This is a genomic window from Streptomyces sp. CY-1, assembly GCF_047218265.1.
GTDB lineage: Bacteria > Actinomycetota > Actinomycetes > Streptomycetales > Streptomycetaceae > Streptomyces > Streptomyces niphimycinicus.
In genome coordinates this window covers 5,719,111-5,742,668 of record NZ_CP178393.1, presented here as the reverse complement: position 1 = coordinate 5,742,668, position 23,558 = coordinate 5,719,111, and the positions used below count along the sequence as shown (strand labels likewise).

The following is a 23,558-nucleotide window of genomic DNA, read 5'->3' as shown; positions in this document are numbered from 1 at the left end:
CTGATCGTCACGGCCGTGTGACTGTCCGCTATGGCATGGTCCATCGGCTTCCGTTGAGGTTGGACACCTGAGAGGGCAATTCCATCGGTTTGGCCGACGGGGCTGGACAGATGGTGTAGTTGTAGTGCCGAGGACAAGCCGTTCGTCCTATAACCGACTCGGCCCGCGTCCGCCATTTCGGGCAACGCGGGTCAAGGTGCAGAATTTAGAGGAAAGAACCGTGATGGTTCGGTTCTCCCGAGGAGGCCGCTCATGACCGCTCGCACCCCTGATGCCGAGCCGCTGCTGACCCCGGCTGAGGTTGCCACGATGTTCCGCGTGGACCCGAAGACGGTCACTCGCTGGGCGAAGGCGGGCAAACTCACGTCCATCCGCACGCTCGGAGGGCATCGGCGCTACCGCGAAGCGGAGGTCCGTGCACTTCTTGCGGGCATCCCGCAGCAGCGCAGCGAAGCCTGAACAACCGCATAACCGGGCATTTCCGGGCCCCCCAGCCCGGTTTTCGCCTGTATAGCTCCACACGACGGGTGCCTGCCCCAACAGGCCCGCCACCGCTCGACATGGGTGCGTCGTAGATCGCGCTGGACTCCGCCGGGTCCGGCGCGATCTTTTTATGCCCGGGAACGGCCTTCCGGGGGGTGCCTCCGCAGGGGTCGCAAGTGGCCCTGGAGGGGCGATCGTTCGGCTTGCCCGGGGTGTCCCGCGGTGTCTCCGGGAGGCCCTCGGGTGGTCCTCGGGGGGCTCCCGGGCGAGCGTTCGGGCGGGCACGGACAGACGGTGCAATTGCACATATTAAATTGACCCATCGTGAGCGGGGTGTAAGTTCCCTCACTCCGGAAACTCATTCGGTGACTCCCGTCACACTGTCCAGCCGTTGCCCTGTGTCCACTGGTTGCGCTAAAGGACAACTGCGGTAAGGGCTTACCGAGTTGACGGTGGAGCGGCGGCCGTCGCCTCCTGGCCGGCCCCGTCGCCGACCTTGTCTCCGGCCCTGTCTCCGGCTCCGTTGGCGGCCCCGTCGGCAGCTCCGTCACCCGCCTCCTCGGCCGCCGAGGGCTCCATCGCCAGCCGCAGCAGACGATGGCAGATCGGGCAGTGCCGGGTGAAGTGGCGGTTGCCCGCCGCAGCCGCCAGATGGGCGCGCAGCAGCGCCCTGGTCTCATGTCTCGCGGACGTCGTCATGCGCCGCACCTCCCGCGCGCCCCCGCGCCTTCTAGCTTGGGTACCTCTGGGTGTGGTGTGCCGTCAAGACGCCAAAGGCCCGGATCCATATACGGATCCGGGCCTTCCGGTTAAGCGGTCCTGACGGGATTTGAACCCGCGGCCTCCACCTTGACAGGGTGGCGAGCACTCCAAACTGCTCCACAGGACCAACAGTGACGCCTGCGACTTCGTCGCCCCGCGCCGCGCTGGTGTGCGCTGCGTTGCAGACTCTACAGCAGGTCAGGGGGTGCGGTCGAACTCGCGCCCGGCGGGGCTCCGGCGGGCCGCCGGAGCCCCTGGGACACCCTTACGGCGCCGCCGCGTCGATGGCCTTCACGATGCGCTTGTCGGACACCGGATAGGCCGTACCGAGGGCGTGTGCGAAGTAGCTGACCCGCAACTCCTCGATCATCCAGCGGATCTCCAGCGCCTCCTGGGGCACCGGGCGCCCCGGCGGGAACTGCTCCAGCAGCCAGGCGTACTCGTCCCGCATCTCCCGCACCTTCGCCATCCGGGCGCGGTCCCGGTCGGCGTTGCCCGGAAGCTGCTGAAGCCGCCGGTCCACGGCCACCAGATAGCGCATGAGGTCCGGAAGCCGCCGTACGCCGTGCGCGGTCACGAAACCCGGTGCGATGAGCTCCGAGAGCTGCTCCCTGATGTCCGTGAGGGACGGCAGCAGCACCGGGCTCCTGGTGTCCTTGAGCCGCCGCTCGCACGACTGCCAGGCCGCCAGGACCTCCTGGACCTTGCGCACGGTGTCCAGCGTGGCGTCCGTGATGTCGCTGCGCACCGCGTCGAAGAGCTTGCGGAACGACTCCTCGTCCCAGGCCGGGCCGCCACGGGACGCGATCAGCCGGTCGGCCGCCGCGGCCACGCAGTCCTCGAAGAGCGCCTGCACCCCGCCGTGCGGGCTGCTGGAGAGCGCCAGCTTGGCCTGGTTGGAGAGCTTGCCCTGGACGAACTTGACGGGGCTGGACGGCAACTGGAGCAGGATCAGCCGGCGCGTCCCCCGCCACATCGCCTCCCGCTGCTCGGCCTCGGTGTCGAAGAGCCGTACGGCCACCGAGGCGCCCTCGTCGACGAGCGCCGGATACGCCTTGACCGGCTGGCCGCCGCGGCGCGTCTCGAAGGTGCGCGGCAGCGTCCCGACCGTCCACCGGGTCAGTCCGCCGCGCTGCTCGATCCCCACGCCCTCCTTGGAGGACTCGAACGCCTTGGAGATCGCGGCCCGGGTCTTCGGCCGCAGCCGCTGCCGCAGCACCTCCACGTCCTTGTCCTCGGCCAGCTTGCGGCGCCGCTCGTCCACCACCCGGAAGGTGACCTTGAGGTGGTCGGGGACCTTCGCCAGGTCCCAGTCCTCCGGCTCGATCCGTACGCCCACCATCCGCTGGAGCTCACGGCCGAGCGCCGCGGTCAGCGGCTCCTGGAGGGGGACAGCGCTTTCCAGGAAGCGCTTGGCGTAGTTCGGCGCCGGGACGTAGTGACGGCGCACCGGTTTGGGCAGCGAGCGGATCAGCTCGGTGACCAGATCCTCCCGCAGCCCCGGAATCTGCCAGTCGAAACCGTCCGCGGTGACCTGGTTGAGCACCTGAAGCGGGATGTGGACGGTGACCCCGTCCGCGTCCGCCCCCGGCTCGAATTGGTAGGTGACCTTGAACTTGAGCTTCCCCTGGCGCCAGGAGTCCGGATAGGCGTCCTTGGTGATGTCCTGCGCCCGCTCGTTGATGAGCATCGACTTCTCGAAGTTGAGAAGCTCCGGCGCAGTCCCTCCTTCGCGTTGCTTGTGCTTCCACCAGGAGTCGAAGTGCGCGCCGGAGACCACATGCTCGGGGATCCGCTGGTCGTAGAAGTCGAAGAGCGTCTCGTCGTCCACGAGGATGTCGCGGCGCCGGGCCCGGTGCTCCAGCTCCTCGACCTCGCCGAGCAGCTTGCGGTTGTCGTGGAAGAACTGGTGGTGGGTGCGCCAGTCGCCCTCCACCAGGGCGTTGCGGATGAACAGATCGCGGCTGGTCTCCGGGTCGATCCGGCCGTAGTTGACCTTCCGCTGGGCGACGATCGGCACCCCGTAGAGCGTGACCCGCTCATACGCCATCACCGCGGCCTGCTTCTGCTCCCAGTGCGGTTCGCTGTAGGTGCGTTTGACCAGGTGCTGGGCGAGCGGCTCGATCCACTCCGGCTCGATCTTCGCGTTGACCCGGGCCCACAGCCGGGACGTCTCCACCAGCTCGGCCGACATCACCCAGCGCGGCGGCTTCTTGAACAGCGCCGAGCCGGGGAAGACCGCGAACTTGGCGCTGCGCGCGCCCAGATACTCGTTCTTCTCGGTGTCCTTCAGGCCCACATGGGACAGCAGCCCCGCCAGCAGCGAGGTGTGCACATGGTCGGGCGCCGCGTCCTGCTCGGACATATGGATGTCCATGGTCTTGGCGACCGTGCGGAGCTGGCTGTAGATGTCCTGCCATTCGCGTATGCGCAGATAGTTGAGGAACTCATTGCGGCACATCCGGCGGAACGCGGAGGAGGACAGCTCCTTCTGCCGCTCCCGGATGTACTTCCACAGATTGAGGAACGCCAGGAAGTCGCTGGACTCGTCCTTGAACCGGGCGTGCTGCTGATCCGCCTGCTGCTGCTTGTCCGAGGGGCGCTCGCGCGGGTCCTGGATGGACAGCGCCGCCGCGATCACCATGACCTCGCGGACACAGCCGTTGCGGTCCGCCTCCAGCACCATCCGGGCCAGCCGCGGGTCCACCGGAAGCTGGGCCAGCTTCCGGCCGACCTGGGTGAGCCGCTTGCGCGGGTCCTTCTGCTTGCTGTCCAGGGCGTGCAGCTCCTCCAGGAGCTGGACGCCGTCCTTGACGTTGCGGCGGTCCGGCGGGTCGATGAAGGGGAACTTCTCGATATCGCCGAGGCCGGCGGCGGTCATCTGGAGGATGACGGAGGCCAGATTGGTCCGGAGGATCTCGGCGTCGGTGAACTCCGGGCGGGTGAGGAAGTCGTCCTCGGAGTACAGCCGGATACAGATGCCGTCGCTGGTCCGGCCGCAGCGGCCCTTGCGCTGATTGGCGCTGGCCTGGGAGATCGGCTCGATGGGCAGCCGCTGGACCTTGGTGCGATGGCTGTAGCGGGAGATCCGGGCGGCGCCCGGATCGATCACATAGCGGATACCGGGGACGGTCAGCGAGGTCTCGGCGACGTTGGTCGCCAGCACGATCCGGCGGCCGGTGTGTCTCTGGAAGACCCGGTGCTGCTCGGCGTGCGACAGCCGGGCGTACAGCGGAAGGACCTCGGTGACCGGGAGCTTCTTCTTGTTCAGCGCGTCGGCGGTGTCGCGGATCTCCCGCTCACCGGAGAGGAAGACCAGGATGTCGCCGGGCCCCTCGGCCTGGAGCTCGTCGACCGCGTCGCAGATCGCGGTGATCTGGTCGCGGTCGCTGTCCTCGCCGCCCTCCTCGAGCAGCGGGCGGTAGCGCACCTCGACCGGATACGTACGCCCGCTGACCTCGACGATCGGCGCGTCGCCGAAATGGCGGGAAAAGCGCTCCGGGTCGATGGTGGCGGAGGTGATCACGACCTTGAGATCGGGGCGGCGGGGCAGCAACTGGGCCAGATAGCCCAGCAGGAAGTCGATGTTGAGGCTGCGCTCATGGGCCTCGTCGATGATGATCGTGTCGTACTGGCGCAGCTCGCGGTCGGTCTGGATCTCGGCGAGCAGAATGCCGTCGGTCATCAGCTTGACGTGGGTGTCCTGCCCCACCTGATCGGTGAAGCGGACCTTCCAGCCCACGGACTCGCCCAGCGGCGACCGCAGCTCCTCGGCGATGCGCTCGGCCACGGTGCGGGCGGCGATACGGCGCGGCTGCGTATGGCCGATAAGTCCCTTGACGCCGCGCCCCAGCTCCAGACAGATCTTCGGAATCTGGGTGGTCTTCCCGGAGCCGGTCTCACCTGCGACGATCACCACCTGGTGATCGCGGACGGCCTCGAGGATCGCGTCCTTCTTCTGGCTGACCGGCAGCTCTTGCGGATAGGTGATGGCCGGCACGGCGGCGCGGCGATCCGCGACCCGCAGCTCGGCACGCGTGATCTCCTCGGTGATCTCACCGAGCACGGCCGCTCGGGCCTCGGGTTTACGGATCCGGCGCGCGCCGTCGAGCCGGCGTCCCAGCCGCTGCTGGTCGCGCAGCATCAGCTCGGGCAGCCGCTCCAGCAGGGCGGGCAGGGCGGGGGCAGGCGTGGTGGACATACGGATCCCAGGATCTCACCTCGGCAAAACGACTGGCGAACCATTTCCGCCGGGTGTTGTCCGGGCCACGTCGTGCGGTATGCCGGGATTGTCCGTTCTAGCGTGGCCGCATGGCGGACGACGAAAGCGGCGCAGGCGCGGGCGGGGGCGACGCGAGCGGGGGCGGGGGAGGGGGCGACGCGAGTAAAGGCAAGGGCGACGCGAGTGAGGGCAGGAGCGACGCGAGTGAGGGCAAAGGCGCGACCGGCGCGGACGCGGGCAGGGGCGGGGCGGACCGGCTCTCCCCCTGGGCCCGGTTCAAGCGCACCGCCTTCTTCCCCGCGACCGTCATCGTGCTGCTCATCTCCGCGGGCGCGGGGCTCTTCGCGGGCTCGTACACCTTCGCCTTCGCCAATCCCACCCCCCGGAACATCCCCACCGCCGTCGTGATCACCGATGACGACTCCGCCGTGCGGAACCGGTTCCTCGCCGGGATGGAGAAGGCCCTGAACGCGTCCCTCAAGCTGCACCCCTACCCCAGCTATGCGAAGGCCCGCTGGGCCCTGGAGGAGCAGCGGGTCTTCGCGATCCTGCGGGCGCGCGGCCATGGCGTCGAGCTGGATGTCGCGGGCGCGGCGGGGGCGACCGTGGCCCAAGTGCTCAGCCAGGCCGCCGGCAAGGTGGGCCGGGCCTCCGGGGTGCCCGTCACGGTGAGGGATCTGAAACCGCTACAGCCCGGCGATCCGCGTGGACTCGCGGTCTTCTACATCTCCCTGGCCGCCACGATCATCGGCTTCCTCGGCGCCATCCAGCTCAGTGTCAATGCCGCCGAGCTCAACCCGGCCGAGCGGATCACCTTCAACCTCGCGTACGCCCTGCTCGGCGCCTTCTCGATCGCGGCGATCGTCGACTGGGGGCTGAACTCGCTCCGGCTCCCCTTCGCGGAGTCGTGGGCGATCCTGGCGTTGACGATGTTCACCTCGGGGCTGGTGTTCTCCATGTTCAACGTCCTCTTCGGGCGCTGGGCGCTCCTCCCCACCTGGGGTTTGATGGTGATCCTCGGCAATCCGTCCTCCGGCGGCGCCGTCTCCTGGCCGCTGCTCCCCTCCCTTCTGGGCACCGTAGGCCGCTGGCTCCCACCGGGTGCCTCGGTCAATGCCCAGCACACCGCGATCTACTTCCCCCATCACCAGCACTCTTTCCCCTTCCTGGTACTGGGGGGCTGGTGTGTGGTGTCCGCCGTGGTCTTCTGGACCTGGCGGCACCGCCACCCGGGCGGGCGGCCGCCGAAGGCGACGCCGACGCGGTGCTGAGGGTTGGGCGGTGCGGTGCGGTGCGGTGCGGTGCGGTGCGATGGGGATGCGGTCCGGCGCGGTGCGGGCACATGAAAAAGTCCCTCCCCCGGAGACCGGGGGAGGGACCTTCTAAGGAGCGCCGAGCAGGCCTTGCACCTACATCCCTCGTTTGGAGACGAGTATCTTTCCTTAGACGACCGACGCATCAACTCCCGCCCCCTTGGGGCGGCGTTGCGAGATCAACTATAGCCCATCCGGGCGATCACAGCCGCCACAGCGGGGCGTCGTACCGCTCCGGCTGAGTCCCGATCAGCAGGGCCCGCAGATCCGCGCGTTGGACACCGCTCAGGCCGAGGGCCTCGGTGAGGTGGCGGAAGGTGGTGTGGCTCACCCCGCGGGCGCGGGCCTCCTCCGCGAAGCGGGCGACCCCGGCGAGTACGGCCCTGGGCCGGAACGGGCCCTCGGGCGCCGCCCCGGACCGCGCGGCCTTCTCCCGCTCGTAGTCGATCTCCGAGTATCCGCAGATGTCCCGGCAGTGCCGCTCGGCCTCGGCGAGGGCGGTCGTGTCGGCGATGGCCCCGGCGAGCCGGTTCCGGCGGAACGCGGCGTCGAGATCCGCCTGATGGACCATGGGCCCGTCGTCCGTCAGCGGAATGGTGAGCCCCGCGTCCCGTACCTCGCACAGCCCGCGCACGCCGCGCGCCGTGGCCGTGAGCATGCCGGTGGCCTCCGACGGATGCCACTCCATGACGGGGCCGATGGGTGCGACGTCCTCGGCGGTCAGCGTATGGATCACCGGCCCCAGCCGTTCGCGCAGCACCTCGACCGGGATCTCCCCGTCCAGCCCCGGCCCGGCGACCAGCAGCCGGATCTCGGCGGCCACCTGCGCACACGCGGCAAGCGACAGCGCGTCCCCGAGCGGGCTGCGCAGCGTCGGCTCATCGCCTCGCGCGAGGATGTCGCCGCCCACGTCCAGCAGGTCGATGGAGGCCGGGGCCAGGTGCTCGATCAGCTCTTCCAACTGCCGGACCATGCCCTCCACCCCGTGGTGGGGGTCGAGCAGCGCGAAGGTGTGCGGCAGCTCGGTGGCCAGCCGGGGCAGGGTGGACCCGGCCGGCGCCACCGGCCTCGCGTCCTTGGGCACGGCGTACACGCTCGGCGTGAGCGCCCGCAGCCCGGTGAAGTGGGCCGCTGTCCGGGGCCCGGGTACGGGGTCGACGAGCAGCCGGTCCCAGGCGTACGTCAGGACCACCGCCCGGTCGTCGGCCGTCCCGTGCCCGTACAGAGCCTGGTCGATCACCGCGGCGGCAACGGCGTCCCCGCCACCTCCCCCCGCCACGATCAACCGCGTCATCGGCCCAGCCTACGGCCGGAACGGACGATACCGTCGTACTTCGGGCGCATCCGAAGTGCGACGGTATCGCCCAGCCGTCGCCCCGCCCGTCCGCAATGGCGGCGGGCGGGGCGGGGCGCGACCGGTTATGCGGTTATGGAGGCCGGTTATGAAGGAATCGGCGATGAATCGGACGGCTTGGGCTTCTCCTCCGCCTCGGCCTCCTGCGGGGCCTTGCGGTCCCCGATGACATTCGGGTTGGTCTCGGGAGCGGCCGCCACGGCGAAGACGGTGACCAGGCCCATGACGATGAGGAACAGTGCGATCGGCCAGGACGCGCCCGACCAGGCGAGCAGCGCGGTGGCGACGATGGGGGAGAACCCGCCGACGATCATCGACGCCAGCTCATGCCCCAGGGCGAGCCCGCTGTAGGCCACCCGGCTGGCGAAGAGTTCGGTGAAGAACGCCGGCTGGGTGCCGATCATCGCCCCGTGGCCGATCACGACCGCCACGAAGATCGCCACGAAGATCAGTACCGGATTGCGCGAGTCGAACAACGCGAAGAACGGATACGCCCAGACGATCACCGCGATCGCGCCCCCGATATACACCGGTCGGCGTCCGACGCGGTCGGAGAGCGCCCCGAACATCGGCATCGCGAACGACTCGAACAGCATCCCCACCACGAGCGCGGCCAGCACCACGCCCTTGCCCACCCCGATCTCGGACGCGTAGGAGAGGCTGAAGGTGAGGAAGAGATAGCTCGCACCGGTTTCGGCCACCCGCGCGCCGAAGGCGATCAGGATGGACTTGGGGTGGGTGCGGATGACGTCGAGAAGCGGCGGGGCGGACTTCTTCGGCTCCGACTCCTTCTCCTGGAACGCGGGTGTCTCCATGATCCGGAGCCGGATCAGCAGTCCGACGGCGGTGAGCAGGATGCCGACCACGAACGGAATGCGCCATCCCCAGGCGAGGAAGGACTCCTTGGTGGTCACCTCCTGGGCCAGCGCGTAGGCGGCGGCGGAGAGGACGAACCCGAGCCCCACGCCGGTCTGGCTCCAGGCCGAGTAGAAGCCGCGGCGGTGGCTCGGTGCGTGTTCGCTGACGATCAGCACCCCGCCGCCCCATTCGCCGCCGACCGCGATGCCCTGCACGATCCGCAGCGTCACCAGCAGCACCGGCGCCCAGACCCCGACGGTGGCGTAGGTGGGCAGCAGGCCGATCAGACAGGTCGCGACGCCCATGATCACCAGGGTGGTCACCAGCATCGACTTTCGGCCGATCCGGTCCCCGAAGTGCCCGAAGATGATGCCGCCCAACGGCCGGGCGAGGAACCCCACCGCGTTGGTGCCGAAGGCGGCGATCGTCCCCACCAGCGGATTGAAGGTCGGGAAGAAGAGGGTGTTGAAGACGAGCGCGGCGGCCGTGCCGTAGAGGAAGAAGTCGTACCACTCCAATGCGCTACCGAACAAACTTGCGATCGCTGCCTTGCGTACTTCGCTCGGGGTGCCCTTCACGTCTGCCATGTCGGCTCTCCAATGGCCGCTTCGGATGGGATCAAGACCTGCGGCTCGGTTGTGTTCGGGGATTGTTCGCCGCTGGTTCTCATGGCGGGAATGGCGACGTTCCGCTCACCGGGACACTGCGCGAACCGGCGGTCTTCGGCCGCTCGGGGAAGCTGCACCCGTACGCCTCTTACGCGTCCCACGTTCGTGGGATTTGCATACTTTCATGCCTTACTCTCCGCTTCGCCTGGTCACGCTTTCACGGTGTCGGTCCCGTCCAGGGGCCCGTGACGAAGGAGAAGACACACATGCGTGGAAGGCTCGTCATCGCTGCCGCCGCACTGACCATGGCTCTGACGCCAGGCGCCGCGTGGGCCGCACAGGACGGCGGCGACCAGACGACCGGTTCCCACCGCCCCGAGGCGTCAGTTTCCCCTGAGGTCCCCCGGCCCGGCGAGGGGGTGCCCGGATACGAGCTGGTCACCCTGCCCAATCAGAACGTCCCGAACTTCCAGCGGCGCACGGTGTACTGCCCCGAGGGCAAGAAGGCCATCGGCGGCGGCGCCGAGGCCCGGGGCAACGACGCCATCCTCGTCGGCAGCTTCCCCACCGACGACGGCACCGGCTGGATCGGCCTGGGCCGCCAGACCACCACCGACAACGTGGGCATCAGCGTCTTCGTCATCTGCGCCTACGTCTGATCGACACAGGACGCAGCGGGGCCACAGCGACGCACCGGCCACCCCAGCGAAGAAGCCCCCTCCGGACGAACCGGGAGGGGGCTATGCCCTGGTGAGAGCGGTTGTGGTCGGGGCCGGGGCCGGGGCCGGGGTCGGGGTCGGGGTCGAACAGAGAACCGATCGGCCTACTCGGCTGTGCCGCTGGTCGCCCACCGTGCGAGCGTGAGATGAGGAGGGCAGCGCGAGGTCGGGCGGCCATGCGCCTGGGCGGTCGGCCCCTCAAAAAGCACCTGCTCCTGCGGGACGTCGATCGATGCCCCCGGTACGCCCCGCACGTACCACCGTGCAGGAGGAGAGCCATGAACCGGCGTGTCGTCTACACCCGTGGCGGGTCGCCCGCCGACGTCCTGACCGCCATCGAGGAGCCCGAGCCGGCGGCACCCGGGCGTGGCCAGGTCCTCATCCGCACCACGGCCTTCCCGGTACACCCTGGTGATCTCCAGGCCATCGAGGCATACCCGGGGGAGGCCGCGGACCCGGTGACGCCGGGCATCGAGGCCACCGGGGTGGTGGAGGCGATCGGCTCGGGCGCGCGGCTGGCGCCGGGTGTCGAGGTGGGGGCCGCGTGACGGTATTCCCCCAGCAAGGGGCGTGGTCCCAGTGGTTGGTGGCGGATGCCGAGGCGGTAGTCGCCGTTCCGGAGACGTTGCCGGACGCGGTCGCCGCACAGATGCTGACGAACCCGCTCACCGTGGTGATGCTGCGCCGTGTGGCGCAGGAGCACCTGGCCTTCGGCTACGACGGTGTTCTGGTGCAGACCGCCGCGGGTTCGTCGGTCGGGCGGCTGATGACGGGTGTATCGCAGTTCCACAACTTCGGGCTCATCAACGTCGTCCGCAGTGAGCGCGGTGCGGCCGAGCTGCGCAAGCGGTTCCCGGACGTGCGGGTCGTGGCGACGGAACAGCCGGGCTGGGCAGATGACGTCCGCAAGGCCGCCGGTGGCCGGCCGGTGAGCGTGGCCCTGGACCCGATCGGGGGAGAGATGTCGAGGAGCCTTGTGGAACTGCTGGCGCCGGGCGGGAAGCTGGTCAGCTACGGAATGATCGCCGAGGAGCCCATCTCGGTGCATGCGTCGACGCTGGTCGGCAAGTCCCTGACGCTGTGCGGGAAGAACATCATCAGCGGGTGGCAGGCTGAGTCATCCCCTGAGCGGCGGTCGTCCGACATCGCCACGGCCAAGCAGATCGCCCTGGCCCTCACGGAGCAGTTCGACGTGGCCGCCACATACGGCCTCGACGACCTGGCCAGTGCCGTGGAGCACGCGGTACGCCCCGGCAAGGTCGGCACCGTCCTGATCCGCCCCTGACCGCGCAGACCATGCACGCCACAACGAAGAAGCCCCCTCCGGACGAACCGGGAGGGGGCTTTGCCCTGGTGAGGGCTGCGGTGGCTGGGGCCGGGGTCGAACCGGCGACCTTCCGCTTTTCAGGCCGAGTAAGGCCGCTGTCGGTGCCCGTTTCGCCTGGCTAGGCGGTCCGCTGACGTCCGTTGCTGGCGTCGGCGTACGCGGCCGTTGGCGTCAGAACTGGCGTCAAGCGACCTCTTCGTCCCGAACGACCGGCGGGGCGGTCAGTGAGGTCTGCTGGGCTGGTCGGGCGGTCGCCCGGGCCTGGTGGCGATCGGCAGCGTTCGCGGTGGTTGCTGTACTTCGCTGCTGTACCGCGTACATCCACCGAGAAGCCGGCGTGCTGAAGGCATGACAGCACAGGGGGCATGGTCGAGCGCCTACGACCGCTCGTTGACCTTCATCGGGAGCGACGGCCACCAGCAGTGCGCTTTCGCCCGGAGACCTGGCGTCCATGGTTGGAGCCTCGTCAAGCGACACACGTGCTGAATCTTGGCATTGAGGACCCCAGCGGATTACACGGAGACCGCATCGGAGACCGCATGATCAGCCGTGAAGACCTGGCTGCTCTGAGGAAGCTGGCTGGCGACAGCCCCGAGGGGCTACGGGACCTCTTAGCTGCCATGATCTGGGGCTCGGGAACCACGAACGGACGCGGTCCTCGTTACACCGCTGCCGCTCTGTCCGACCCACGCCTTCCTCATGTCCTGGAGACGACACGTCGGTCTGTTCGAACCGGAGATCTGAGCGGCGCATACCGTCAGTTCAAGCTCGCTGGTGTGAGACGGTCCTTCCTCACCAAGTGGCTCGCCGCAGTGGACGATCGGGAGGTTACGTGCGACCGGTCGTTGATCCTGGATGACCGGGTCTTGCAGTCGCTCAACGCGTTGGGCTGGTACAGCGGGGAAGCGGCTGGTAGCAACTGCTGGGCCACTCGATATGTCGCCTATGCGGATGCGATGCACAGATGGGCTGATCCCCTTGTTGTGACAGCGGCCTGGCTCGAATGGCTTCTGTTCGACCTGAACGGTGGAGTGGACGTGCCTTGAGCTTGGGAATCACTGGGTCTGGCGGGCATCGAACCTGCTCTGGACTCTGCTGGTATGGGCTACCTGCCGTGGCACGCCAGGTTCCCAGGCTCTAATTGGCACAAATCATTAAACATACTTCTTGTTCTATTGTGAAAATTGCAAGATGATCTCTTCCCGCATCCGCATATCCATCGCCCCTCCCGATTCGCGAGGCGGGGGAAGATAACGGCGATTTGCGGGGATGTCTCTACAGAGGCGATCCACGGCGGTAAGGCCGGAATATCCACAGAGTTCCGTGATGATCTTCTCGACCGAGACGTTGGCACCTTTCAGGCGGGCATCAGCTATAACGAAGGTAGCCAACCCTCCCGAGCGAAGAACTCTAGAAATCTCAGAAATAAGACTCATCATATCGGCAATGTATCGATTGAGGAGTCTTAGCTCGCGTTCAGCGAGATCGCCACTGAGGGCTAGCTGGCGAATTCTTTCGCCTTCCTCATCTGCTGCGGATCCGCGCTGGCTGCCGATGTTGCTCGAACGAAGACTTCGCAGATATCCAATGGTGTATCCCATCCAGACGAGACTCATCCGGTGCCCTCGCAAGTAGTCGATGGCCACGAGATAGGGAGGACTCGTCATGACCGCATCCACCTTTCGGTCACCTAGCGGAATCGCCCTGCCGTCTGCCCGAAAGGGGACAAAGGTTCCTGGCGTTGCCGCTCGCTGACCGGGTGTTTTTTTCGACTGGATTCCCGACCTCCGAATTACTGTCCGCAAGGAGATTGGGAACTGTGTTAGAACGTCAAAACTTGCTTCGTCGCGTACTCGGTGGGGTCTCGAGTGTGATACATCGCGAGCCTTTGAGGCACCCTTATCCTTGGTAATAATTAGCCGCGAGAAGGCGCACCATAAGGGTGCCTGAAGCTCAGAAGGTGCGACAAAAATGCCGGCTGCCAGTCCAGCCAATTTGTCGCGCGTCTCGGAATCGAACCAGAAATCAATGAATTTTTTAGTCTCGGCGTCATGATATGCCAAGATTCCTTGTCCATTTTTTGCGCTTGATACGATCCTTTCGCACTCGTCGAGAAGAGCTACCTCGTCGAAGCTGCCAGCGGCAGTCTGGGAAATTAGAACGGCTAGAGGGTCGCTGTCGCAGCCAATTGCTAAATGTCCTCGAGCCGCCGCCGCGAGGGGAAAACTTCCTGAGCCCATCATCGGATCCAGCACTACCGAAGACTGTGGAAGCCCATCAAGAAAACGTTCACTCAACTCGGGTGCCATTCGAGCTGGAAAAGGGTGAACCGAAGCGCGAGCCATTCTAGATGCCTTCCTGAATTACTTGACGCAATGAGCTGGGGACCGTCATTCGGTAGGATTCGGAAACCCCAGTCGGGTAACTAGCAAGAGATGCCCCCCACTCTTGATACAAAGTCTCGGGTGTCGAGTTAAGGGCAACGAATGTTCCGTCGTAGTAGATGCTATTTGGGGCTAGTGCCGCTAATCCTCGAATAACAGCAGCGAGCTCATCCTCGTGTGGCTCATATTCGTAATTTGAGCGCTCGAATAGGCCGGTGATGAGGTCCTTTATCGTGATCGGATTCCTCCTGAGTGCATACTGCACAAGAAGATTCACGATCTGATCAATCGGGGGCGCCTGAGGGGGTTCTGCTTTCTCAAGTCGCTCGACGAACGCTCTGCTTTCCTCGGGGCTGCGGCACTCGAAAAGCTCTCTAAGAGTTAGGGGTGAGACGCCGCGAATGGGGAATAGCTCAACCAGCCGCGACAGATCCTCAACTGTCAGTGGCGTGATTCCATCATTTCGACATATGGCCTCAATCAGGCTTTCATCCATGCCGTCACCCTGGAAGCCTGGAGCGACCAACAGAGTGTACTTCGGTTCAACTCTCAGTCCGTGCTTCTCTTTAGCTCGTTCGCGGTGTACACGCAGAATCGACGTCCGTGCGGTGCCCGCCTGGATGCGGGGAGTCTTCGTGGCCTGTGTTGGAAAGAGTTCGTCCTGAACCACTACTGCCGTCGAATCCAAGATTCTTCTTGCTTCTCGTCCGCTTGACTTGGCGTCATATGTGAGAGCGTAGCTTTCGTTCTCGGCTCCATCCCGACGACCCAAATGTGCTGTAGCAATTCCATCGACGGATCCGTTGCCACCCACCCTCTGGACGGAGAACCCTAGAATGGTGAGGGCATCCGCGACAGCATCTTCTAGTTCCTTTTCCTGATTGCTCGCATCCAGAAGTTGTCTGGCCACAACAAAGGCCGAACGGGGATGCCTCTTCACAAGGTCTCGTAGAAATGCGTCACGTTTGGCCATGACCCGTGAAACCACGTCTGAGGCGATGTTTTCGTCGAACATGTATGCTTGTGTAAGAAGCTCGGTTAGCGCCAATAGCTTCAGTGGTTCGCTCAGGCCCTTCTCGCTGATGTAATTACTGATGAAGGGGTGTTCCTCGTTTAGGACCGCAGCCTTACGCTCAGGATCGTAGCGGACCAATCGTGAGTCTTCACCGTACGGCTCGATGAGGACCTGTTCGAGAACGTCTTCCTCGCTGGCCAGGACGTCGTTTGTCTGGGAGACCTCGCGACGGCTCATGCCCATCGTTTCGCGCGCGGATTCGTCACCGCCTACGACTTTGTCCAAGGCTCGCCTAAGTGGACCCTGGGTCAGGACAGGTGCAGGATCCGAAATGCGACCCTGCTTCGTGAGGTAGGGCATTGGGTCCTGAGCGTCCATCTGTAGAAGCACGCTACGAGCTCGATTGAAGACTGCAAGCATGTATTTGCGTAGCTCTCGCAGCTCCGGAGAGTCCTGAAGGCTTTCACGGGGGCTAGCCACGAGCCTGTCCAGGTCGTCCGCGTTAATCTCCATATGAAACCTAGTCAGTGTCCCATGATGGAGTTCGGGGCCTACATTGAAGCTTGACTCATCGAGGTTGATAAGACGGCCTCGTACGCGCACGAAGAATCCATGGCTTCTCGCCAGGCCGGTACTCTTTCCCTTCTGCAAGGATTCTACAAAGAGACGAGCCGAGCCCCAAACGTTCCCTGCCAGAGGTAGGCGGAAGGCGGGCAGAGTGCCCTCGGCGGTATCGATTGTGTGCTGGGTTCCCGTCACTTGACTCTTGCCGTCGCGAAGCTCATCTTCCGATTTTCCGACGGTGAAAGTCCAGTGCGTTTTCCCTGCAGCCTTCGACGGAATAATCGGCCCGTCGTTGAGCCAAAGCTGGAAACCAGGATTAAGCGGCAAGGCGGTTGAAAGGATCCAGCGGAGCCTTCCATGCTGGATGTGCCGAGCTGTATCTTTTAGGTCTGTCATAATTGCCGCTGTCCAACTACGCGGTGTACTTTCATCCGAGAAGAGCTTTTCCAGTACGAGAGAACTTGACCCCATGTACATATTATTAAGGGCGGTTCGCAGAGATTGCTCAGCCTCCGCCTGAGTCAGCTCTGCAACGAGGAGTTGGAGAGACTGAGGGTCGTCCATCTCCCCTTGTACTTGGCGGTAATCCATAGTCACCGCGAGATACTTACCGCTTCGGCAAGCAATATATGTAAGCTCCTCGGCAAGCACATAAGTGGCGAGTTTGCCGATACCGAACTTCCCAATCGGGGGGCGTCCGCGCACGAACCCTTGCTCACGCTTACGCGATTTTCCAATCTCCCAGAGTTGCTGCAAGCCACCCAAGTCCATTGAGTCGCCGTTATCTACGACCATTAGGGTAGAGTCTGCCGGCTCCAGGTCTGATGGCATGTATACCCAAACCTGACTCGCGCCTGCATCGTAAGAGTTGGAGACGAGTTCCTCGAATGCCTTGTTAGGGGAACTGTATAGACCTTCGGAGAAGCGCTGAATGATTCCCAGGGATATCCGAACAGCCACTGATCCGCTGCGATCGTTGGAAGCCTCAACGAAATCGGCTACGCCAATTTCGATCTGCTCGCCCGATGCCGGCTGCTCCAGGTCATTGTTCGGATCCATCATTGCCCCCTAATTCGCACGCTCATTCGCAGCCGCCCCCGCTGCGTCGCAGCCAGATCAGTGACGATCAGTCAAGTCGAGCCGGCTGACGAGCCTATGTCATGCCGCTTACCTCTGAACAGGCCCAGTCCACTCGTTAGTGTGAATTAATTTCAGACAGCTATTCGATCTTGGCTGGAGTTGATCTCGATGAGCTGAGTAAAGGGCTCGTCGATCGGGGTCAGCGGTTGCCACCACTCTCAAGGGGCTCGTGGGAGCTCGGAGCGCAAAGCCGGTGAGCCAGGTCTCTGAGCCCGACGGCATCGGACGCGGCAGGGATTTCGGTGGCTGATCTTTACTCCTTGACCCGAGGTTCATCCATGTGGTCACGCTGGCGGGCCTTTCGGTTTCCGACCTCAACTCACCACTTACCCCAGCTCCCATCCCGTCTGCCGTCGACCCACACACCGTGGAGCGGGCGTGGTTCCTGGCGTCCAGGTGGAGCGCCACTGTACGAACGACCTGGACGCCAGGGGCCGCGCCCGCTCGGCTCTGCCTGGGTCGACGGCAGACGGGATGGGAGCTCCCCGCGCACGCCACCAATAACTCGCACCTGCGTATGGCGCCCCGTCCATCCCGGAGTCTGAGCGCCCCCGCCGGAGGCATCAATCTCCAAGGTCAAGCGGCTGATTGCTGTGTGCGCGGCGCGGCCAGGGGCCGGGCCGCGCGCGCCGCGCTTGCGCGGCGTCTTGAACCCGTAGAGAAGGTTGTAACTCAGTAGCCGTTGGCCTGACGCTTTCATGATCTGCGCCACACCTGCATCACGATCTTGGCGTTCCCGTGCACGTCGTCCAGCAGATCGCCGGGCACAGCGATTATGGCTTGACGATGCAGGTCCACGCCCACGCCTCGCTCGATGAGCAGCGGAAGGCGCTCGGCCGCCTGGCGGACCGGTTGGCGTAGATCCGGCGCCGTTGGCGTCAGCCGTAGGCGTCACGGGCAACGAAGAAGCCCCCTCTGGACGAACCGGGAGGGGGCTATGCCCTGGTGAGGGCTGCGGTGGCTGGGGCCGGGGTCGAGCCGGTGCCCTTCCGCTTTTCAGGTGGTGCCGGAGCCCGGTCGCGAGGTGCCTGGGGGCTCGGTTGACCGTGGTCTGCCGAAGGGGCGAGTCTCCGGTGACTAGTGCGCCATCTCCACCAACCAACCGGGTGATACCGCAACGGAGCCTGCGGCCGTCTCCAACTCCCGGTACGCGGTGACCGGGAGCCGGGCGGCATCGGCGCTGCCGGGACTCATCAGGAGACGATGGACAAGGAATGGAGCGGCGATCAGCTCATGCACGGGTGTCCTCCTCCGGAGTGAGGAGAGCCAGGCGGGCCCAGACGGTTTTGCCGATGGGGTTGCGGGCGCGGTGCCCCATCTCCTTGGCAAGTGCGGAGACGAGTTGGAGCCCTCGGCCGTGCTCGTCCTCGTCGCTGGTCTCCATGAGGCGAGGCAATCGACGGCTGAGGGCGTCGGAGACCTCGACCAGGCACGTGGCGCCTTCGCCGCTGAGGCGGACTTCGAAGCGGTGACCGCGCCGGTGGCCGTGCCGCACGGCATTGGTCGCCAACTCGCTGCACACCAGGACCGTACGGTCGATGTCTTCTCGTCCGTAGCCCCAGCTCAGCAGGGTTTTGTCGACCAGGCTCCGGACGAGACGGACGCACCTGGGCGTGGAGGTGAACTGCATCGCCCATCGCTGGGCGGTGATCTGCTGCTGGTTGTCGTTGGTCATCGGGAGCATCGCGTCCCCTCGTCGTGGGTGGTTCCAGGGGGCCAGCTCATCGCAGCGGTCGTCACCGAAACAGGTCATGTTGATTACCCAACGTGGGTAAAATCATGGTCGCTTGACCGCCCGGACAGCCCGCTTCCGTGGGACGAGGGAGCGGGGCGAGAGTGCCCGCACCGCAGCCTCAGGGGGCGTTGCCACCAGCCTTGTTGGCCAGCCCTGAGTGGCAGGACGCATGCCAGAAGCGCGACTTCACCCGCATTTTCCAGATGGTCAAGCTCAAAGCAGGGATCTATCCCTCGCGTATCGCCGCCCTTTGCGGCATGACGCCCAGCAGAGTCGGCGAGATCATGGCTGGACGTCGTGGTCTGGCCCATATCGACGTAATCGAGAGAGTCGCCGATGGGCTGCGCATCCCCGGCGCGATGCTGGGTCTGGCGCACCGGCCCTGGGAGGTTCCCGCGTCGGCTCCGGAGAACGAGCGGAGCCCGGCCCCTGAGTCACGGCTTGCGCACGGGGCAGCGGCTGCCGACCCTGTCGCCGGGGAGAGCCTGGATCACCTACTTCCCCTGGCCGACTCGCAGGTCACTCGCTCCACGCTCGCCGCGCTGCGCTCCTCCGTAGAGGACTACTGGCGTCGGGACGACCAGCACGGTGGCGCGCCCCTGCGGCCTGCGGTCGTCGGCAACCTCACCTACGTCACACAGGTGATGCGGCATGCCGGGGAGGCTCTGGGCCGGGACCTTCGATCCCTCGCCGCAGAGTTGGCCCGCCTCGCGGGCTGGGCCTATTTCGATGCCTGTCAGTACAGCACAGCACGTGTCTACTTCAGCCAAGCCCTGGGCCTCTCGCTGGGGCAGGAAGATCGCCTCTTCATGGCCAATGTGCTCTCCTGCATGAGCTTGCAAGCCACCTATGACGGCAATCCAGCAGAGGCCATCGCTCTCGCCTGTAAGGCACAGGACGTCGCCCGAGGGATCGGCGACCAGCCTCTGGTGATGTCCATGCTGCACCTGCGCGAAGCGTTCGCCCATGCCTCTCTTCGCGACGCCTCCGCCTGCCATCAGGCCATCGACCGTTCTCGCGACTTCTTCGAACGTGCACGCGGCCGGACGGACGAGGCACCCTCCTGGGTGCGCTATTTCGACGAGACCAAGCTCATCATCGACAGCGGAATCGCCCTGGCCCGTCTTGGTGAGGCACCACGAGCCGAACCTCTCATCGCCGAGGGACTGCGCCGTGAAGCGTCCGCACAGCAGCGCGGACGGGCCCTCCACGCCTTCTGGCTCGCCAGCACCCAGCTCGAGCAGAGCAAGCTCGGCGACGCGTGCCACAGCGCTGGACTGGCACTCGATCTGAGTGCCGTGATCGACTCACCTCGGGTCGCCGGGCATATCCACGAATTCCATCGCCGTCTGGCTCCATATGCCCGCGAGGCGCCGGTGATCAGGTTCGAGCAGCGGATGCGAGAGTCACTTGGCTAGCCGGCGCTCTTGGTCCCTTCGTCCAGCAGCAGATACAGCAGGCCGACCAGGCTGCCGCTGCTGACGATCTCGCGGCGGTCGATCATCCCCCTTATCTCCGAGAGGGGGATCCACTCGATCCGGTCCGATTCGTTCCGCTCTGTCGGCGGCCCGATGTAGGTGGCTCCGTCGGCTCGGAAGACATGGTGCTCGGAGTCGGTGATCCCGTTCGCGGGCTGTGCGTACACCAGGGGCTTCATTCCCTCGGCCCGCCAGCCGGTCTCTTCCTCGACCTCGCGGGCAGCGGCCTGCTCTGGAGTCTCGCCCGGCTCGATGAGTCCCATGGGCAGTTCCCAGCCCCAGGCGTCGGTGATGAACCGGTGGCGCCACATCATCAGGACGCGCTTGTGGCCATCGACCAGGGCGGCGACGGCGAGGTGCCGCATGCGTACGACATGGTGTTCCCAGCGGCGGCCGTCGGGCTGCTGTACGTCGACGAGCCACAGGTTGACCCAAGGGTTGCTGTAGATCTGCCGTTCGCCATGGACGGTCCACCGCATGAGGCCACTCCCCTTCGTCGACGCGATGCCCAGCATTTCACTCCCTGGGCCCGCGCTCTTACGGTGTGTACCAGAGCTGTAAGACATCGCCGCTGCGCCGACGAAGAAGCCCCCTCCGGACGGACCGGGAGGGGGCTTTGTCCTGGTGAGGGCTCCGGTGACTGGGGTCGGGGCCGAACCGGCGACCTTCCGCTTCTCAGGCCGAGTAACTACTGCCAGGGATAGCGGTCCGCTGACGTCCGCTGCTGGCGTCGGCGTACGCGGCCGTTGGCGTCACGGCTGGCGTCAGCGTGCTGCTTTCGACCCCTGGCGCGAGAAGGAGCCGCAGGCTGTGCTGATCAGCACCAAGACAATCAAAACGATCACGAGGTGCGTCGTTGCACTGATCATTGCCTCACCACCGCCAACCACGCAGAGCAGGACAGCGCCTACGCCCGTTGTCTGCGCCTTCCTTCCGTTGAGACTCTCCGTGACAAGATCGGCTGGTGTGAGAGCCGCCGGGAACGTGTCCCGAGCCGTACGCTGTTGTGTACTCATCCTGTCTCCCAAGGCTGGATGGTCTACGGCGGCTCCCTGGTTGCGTCAGGGGGCCGCCCTTGCGTTGTCACCAGGATGGAAGGGGCGGGTTGTTGGGAATGTCAGCATCGGGCTGACATGCGTCTGGCAGCCTGCTGCTATGACGCCCGCAGAGCAGCGCATCTACGACCTGTTGACGGCTCTGAGCGAAGCAGCTCTTGGGCTCGCCTCCTCGGCGGTCTTCCTGGCTCGCCCATCCGACGGCGCGGAATACGGCCTCAAATATATGAATGATGTTCTCAATATGACGCGCCACGTAGAGGCGCTGGCCGTGGCAGTCCTGCGGCACAGTGGTGTGTCCTGGGACGCTTTGGCTAGCTACCGGGGAATCTCGCGTCAGTCTCTGCATCGCCGCCTGGCCCAACGCGTAGATGCGGTCACGGACCTGAGCCAGAAGTACCCGGACATGCACGTTGATCGCGCTTACCAAGAGATAGCAATCTTGAAGCGTGTGATCGAACGACTTGACCAAAACCTGGAAGCAGAACTTGAAAAGGCCGCCCCTGAGTGGCGGCGACGAGTTCATAAGCCGGGCTGGTGGTGGCAGGTGGAAGCAGAGTAGGCCCACGGTCGGCGGAGCGGGTTTGGGCGGTGCCCAGGCTGGAGCGGGGCAGGGACAGAAGCGCAGGCCCGGCCGGGGGCAAGGGGCCGTGCGCGGGGAGCGGAGCGAGCCGCCTGCGAGGGGCAGAAAGATGACCGGGCTGGTCTTCCCGTCCCGGATCGGGACGCCGTACGAGCCGGACAACCTGCGCCGGAGCTGGGACCCGGTGCGGAAGCGGCTCGGCTTGGATCTGCGCTTTCATGATCTCCACCACACCTGCATCACGCTGTTGCTGGATCTTGGCGTCCCCGTACATGTCGTCCAGCGGATCGCCGGGCACAGCGATCACTGCGTGACCATGCAGGTCTACGCCCATGCCTCGCTCGATGAGCAGCGGAAGGCGCTCGGCCGCCTGGAGGACCGGCTGGCGTAGATCCGGTGATCCGGAGCCGTTGGCGTCAGCCGTAGGTGTCACAGGCAACGAAGAAGCCCCCTGCCGGACGGACCGGGAGGGGGCTTTGCCCTGGTAAGGGCTGCGGTGGCTGGGGCCGGGGTCGAACCGGCGACCTTCCGCTTTTCAGGCGGACGCTCGTACCAACTGAGCTACCCAGCCGCAGCGGTCCTGACGGGATTTGAACCCGCGGCCTCCACCTTGACAGGGTGGCGAGCACTCCAAACTGCTCCACAGGACCTTGCGTGTACGAGCACGAGTCTCGCACATGTGGGGTGCGGTCCCAACGGAATTTCCCGCCGTGGATTCGCACTCCTCGCGATTTCGAACCGGGGCCTTGATTTTTCTCCGCCGCGTCGTTGTCGCTGGATCAGCGTATCAGACCTCTGACCGTGTTCTGACCGCTCACCGAGGGGTCGGAACACGGCCGGCGTCGGCCTGCGTCATGGGCGGCCGCCGCGCTCCAGGGGGATTCGCTCACCCGCCTCGACCGCGATCGGCAGCCGGTTCTCGGTGGGCGGCAGGGGGCAGGTCGCGAGGTCGGTATAGGCGCAGGGGAGGTTGGTGGCGCGGTTGAAGTCGAGGGTGACCCGGCCGGCGTCGTCGGGGGCCTCGATCTGGAGGGAGCGGTTCGCGGCGTAGGTGGTCACGCCCGAGGTCGCGTCGGTGAGGAGGACCATCAGGCTGCCGGGCCGCTTGCCGTTGAAGGCGGTGAGCCGGAACGTCTCGCCGTCCTCCAGCTCGAACTCGACCTGGCCGGGCGAGTCGTAGACGTGCTCCAGCCCCTCCGCCACGGCGCCCACGGTGATCGCGCGCGGCTCGTCGAAGGGGAGGTAGCGGCCGCGGCGGACCCAGCGGGGGTCGGGGGCGTAGGCGGGGGTGTGGGTGAAGGCGGTGCGGAGGGGGTTGCCGGGGTGGCGGGGGCGGACGATGTCGTGGCCGCCGCGCTTGGCGATCTCGATCACCGCGTCTCCGTACCCCGCGTACAGGCTGTCCCGCTCGGTGATCGCCCCGAAGACGTACCGCCCGTGCACCGCCGTGCCGTCGATCGTCAGCTCCTCGCCGTCGGCCAGCTCGACCACTACGCCCTCCGGGCCGCTGGACCAGGCTCCGGGGGCGTCCTCGAAGCGGGTCGGCTCCGGGCTCAGCCAGTGCAGGCTGGTGATCGCGAGAAAGCCGTGGGGGTCGGCGAGTGCCTGCTCATGGGCGCGGTGCCACCGCTCCCACTCCTCGGCGAAGCTCATCCGGTCGACGTCCTGGATGGTCATCTGCGCTCCCTCGCGTGCGTGGGGTCTGCGGCGGGTCCGTCGCGTACAACCCCGTGGGGGAGGAAGTCATTCCGGGAGTTCTGGGCGTTCTGGGAGTTCCGGGGGTGCCGGGGCTCCCGCGGGGTTTCGGAGCGCGTGTGCGCATAAAAAAGTCACCGGCAGGTACGTTTCGACCTGCGGTGACTATAAAGAAGGTGGTGCCCCCAACGGGATTCGAACCCGTGCTACCGCCTTGAAAGGGCGGCGTCCTGGGCCACTAGACGATGAGGGCCGATGGCCCA

General features: G+C 65.8%; 18 protein-coding genes and 4 tRNA genes. 9 read left to right on the top strand and 13 right to left on the bottom strand.

Annotated elements, in window-relative coordinates; all coding sequences use genetic code 11:
* Positions 1-252 precede the first annotated feature (252 nt).
* Positions 253-459 carry a developmental transcriptional regulator BldC gene (gene bldC / locus ACK1X7_RS24660; RefSeq protein WP_003949541.1) on the top strand — a complete coding sequence of 69 codons (207 nt, stop codon included), beginning with the start codon at positions 253-255 and terminating at the stop codon, positions 457-459.
* 462 nt (positions 460-921) lie between these two features.
* Here the strand turns inward: bldC and ACK1X7_RS24655 are convergent, their stop codons facing one another.
* From ACK1X7_RS24655 to hrpA, 3 genes are all read right to left on the bottom strand, one after another.
* Positions 922-1,182 carry a DUF6274 family protein gene (locus tag ACK1X7_RS24655; protein WP_385138684.1) on the bottom strand — a complete coding sequence of 87 codons (261 nt, stop codon included), beginning with the start codon at positions 1,180-1,182 and terminating at the stop codon, positions 922-924.
* Positions 1,183-1,297: 115 nt separating this feature from the next.
* Positions 1,298-1,372, bottom strand: a tRNA-Asp gene (locus tag ACK1X7_RS24650).
* A 138-nt stretch (positions 1,373-1,510) separates the two neighbouring features.
* Positions 1,511-5,446 (bottom strand): ATP-dependent RNA helicase HrpA, encoded by a 3,936-nt coding sequence (gene hrpA / locus ACK1X7_RS24645; protein ID WP_390793790.1) that lies wholly within the window; start codon positions 5,444-5,446, stop codon positions 1,511-1,513.
* Between the two features lie 110 nt (positions 5,447-5,556).
* Here hrpA and ACK1X7_RS24640 point away from each other — a divergent pair, with 110 nt between their 5' ends.
* A complete protein-coding gene (locus ACK1X7_RS24640; RefSeq protein ID WP_385138690.1) occupies positions 5,557-6,738 on the top strand; it encodes an ABC transporter permease in 1,182 nt (393 codons plus the stop codon).
* 244 nt (positions 6,739-6,982) lie between these two features.
* Here the strand turns inward: ACK1X7_RS24640 and ACK1X7_RS24635 are convergent, their stop codons facing one another.
* Complete coding sequence (locus ACK1X7_RS24635; protein ID WP_413115644.1) at positions 6,983-8,074, bottom strand: DUF1152 domain-containing protein; 1,092 nt, start codon at positions 8,072-8,074, stop codon at positions 6,983-6,985.
* A 146-nt stretch (positions 8,075-8,220) separates the two neighbouring features.
* On the bottom strand, positions 8,221-9,579 hold the full coding sequence (locus tag ACK1X7_RS24630; RefSeq protein WP_385138696.1) for an MFS transporter: 1,359 nt from the start codon (positions 9,577-9,579) through the stop codon (positions 8,221-8,223).
* A gap of 287 nt (positions 9,580-9,866) precedes the next feature.
* Between ACK1X7_RS24630 and ACK1X7_RS24625 the strand changes: the two genes are divergently transcribed.
* The 4 genes from ACK1X7_RS24625 (at position 9,867) to ACK1X7_RS24610 (ending at position 12,692) form a co-directional block, all read left to right on the top strand.
* Entirely contained in the window at positions 9,867-10,259 is a 393-nt protein-coding gene (locus tag ACK1X7_RS24625) for a hypothetical protein (protein ID WP_413115643.1), read from the top strand.
* A 338-nt stretch (positions 10,260-10,597) separates the two neighbouring features.
* The gene (locus tag ACK1X7_RS24620; RefSeq protein ID WP_413115642.1) at positions 10,598-10,867 is read left to right on the top strand and encodes an alcohol dehydrogenase catalytic domain-containing protein; all 270 of its coding nucleotides are present in this window, start codon (positions 10,598-10,600) and stop codon (positions 10,865-10,867) included.
* Entirely contained in the window at positions 10,864-11,604 is a 741-nt protein-coding gene (locus tag ACK1X7_RS24615) for a zinc-binding dehydrogenase (RefSeq protein WP_413115641.1), read from the top strand. The genes ACK1X7_RS24620 and ACK1X7_RS24615 overlap by 4 nt, the downstream gene beginning before the upstream one ends.
* Before the next feature lie 407 nt (positions 11,605-12,011).
* On the top strand, positions 12,012-12,692 hold the full coding sequence (locus ACK1X7_RS24610; RefSeq protein WP_413115640.1) for a hypothetical protein: 681 nt from the start codon (positions 12,012-12,014) through the stop codon (positions 12,690-12,692).
* A gap of 126 nt (positions 12,693-12,818) precedes the next feature.
* On the opposite strand, the gene ACK1X7_RS24605 is transcribed toward ACK1X7_RS24610, so the two are convergent.
* From ACK1X7_RS24605 to ACK1X7_RS24595, 3 genes are all read right to left on the bottom strand, one after another.
* Positions 12,819-13,955, bottom strand: coding sequence for a hypothetical protein (locus ACK1X7_RS24605; RefSeq protein WP_413115639.1), 1,137 nt, complete (start codon positions 13,953-13,955; stop codon positions 12,819-12,821).
* 37 nt (positions 13,956-13,992) lie between these two features.
* On the bottom strand, positions 13,993-16,668 hold the full coding sequence (locus ACK1X7_RS24600) for an ATP-binding protein (protein ID WP_413115638.1): 2,676 nt from the start codon (positions 16,666-16,668) through the stop codon (positions 13,993-13,995).
* Between the two features lie 1,312 nt (positions 16,669-17,980).
* A complete protein-coding gene (locus ACK1X7_RS24595; RefSeq protein ID WP_385138702.1) occupies positions 17,981-18,502 on the bottom strand; it encodes an ATP-binding protein in 522 nt (173 codons plus the stop codon).
* 83 nt (positions 18,503-18,585) lie between these two features.
* On the opposite strand from ACK1X7_RS24595, the gene ACK1X7_RS24590 reads away from it, so the two are divergent.
* Positions 18,586-19,902: a hypothetical protein gene (locus tag ACK1X7_RS24590; RefSeq protein ID WP_398158411.1), complete on the top strand. Its 1,317-nt coding sequence runs from the start codon at positions 18,586-18,588 to the stop codon at positions 19,900-19,902.
* On the opposite strand, the gene ACK1X7_RS24585 is transcribed toward ACK1X7_RS24590, so the two are convergent.
* Complete coding sequence (locus ACK1X7_RS24585) at positions 19,899-20,441, bottom strand: NUDIX hydrolase (protein ID WP_413115637.1); 543 nt, start codon at positions 20,439-20,441, stop codon at positions 19,899-19,901. The two genes, ACK1X7_RS24590 and ACK1X7_RS24585, sit on opposite strands and share 4 nt — an antisense overlap.
* Positions 20,442-21,117: 676 nt before the next feature.
* Here ACK1X7_RS24585 and ACK1X7_RS24580 point away from each other — a divergent pair.
* Together ACK1X7_RS24580 and ACK1X7_RS24575 are read left to right on the top strand one after the other, a co-directional pair.
* Positions 21,118-21,579 (top strand): hypothetical protein, encoded by a 462-nt coding sequence (locus tag ACK1X7_RS24580; RefSeq protein WP_167442415.1) that lies wholly within the window; start codon positions 21,118-21,120, stop codon positions 21,577-21,579.
* Positions 21,580-21,709: 130 nt separating this feature from the next.
* A complete protein-coding gene (locus ACK1X7_RS24575) occupies positions 21,710-21,991 on the top strand; it encodes a tyrosine-type recombinase/integrase (protein WP_385138712.1) in 282 nt (93 codons plus the stop codon).
* 106 nt (positions 21,992-22,097) lie between these two features.
* Here the strand turns inward: ACK1X7_RS24575 and ACK1X7_RS24570 are convergent.
* The 4 genes from ACK1X7_RS24570 to ACK1X7_RS24555 form a co-directional block, all read right to left on the bottom strand.
* Positions 22,098-22,171, bottom strand: a tRNA-Phe gene (locus tag ACK1X7_RS24570).
* Positions 22,172-22,175: 4 nt separating this feature from the next.
* A tRNA-Asp gene (locus ACK1X7_RS24565) sits at positions 22,176-22,250 on the bottom strand.
* A gap of 202 nt (positions 22,251-22,452) precedes the next feature.
* Positions 22,453-23,277 (bottom strand): DUF1684 domain-containing protein, encoded by an 825-nt coding sequence (locus ACK1X7_RS24560; RefSeq protein ID WP_413115636.1) that lies wholly within the window; start codon positions 23,275-23,277, stop codon positions 22,453-22,455.
* Between the two features lie 195 nt (positions 23,278-23,472).
* Positions 23,473-23,548: transfer RNA gene (locus ACK1X7_RS24555), tRNA-Glu, on the bottom strand.
* Positions 23,549-23,558 lie beyond the last annotated feature (10 nt).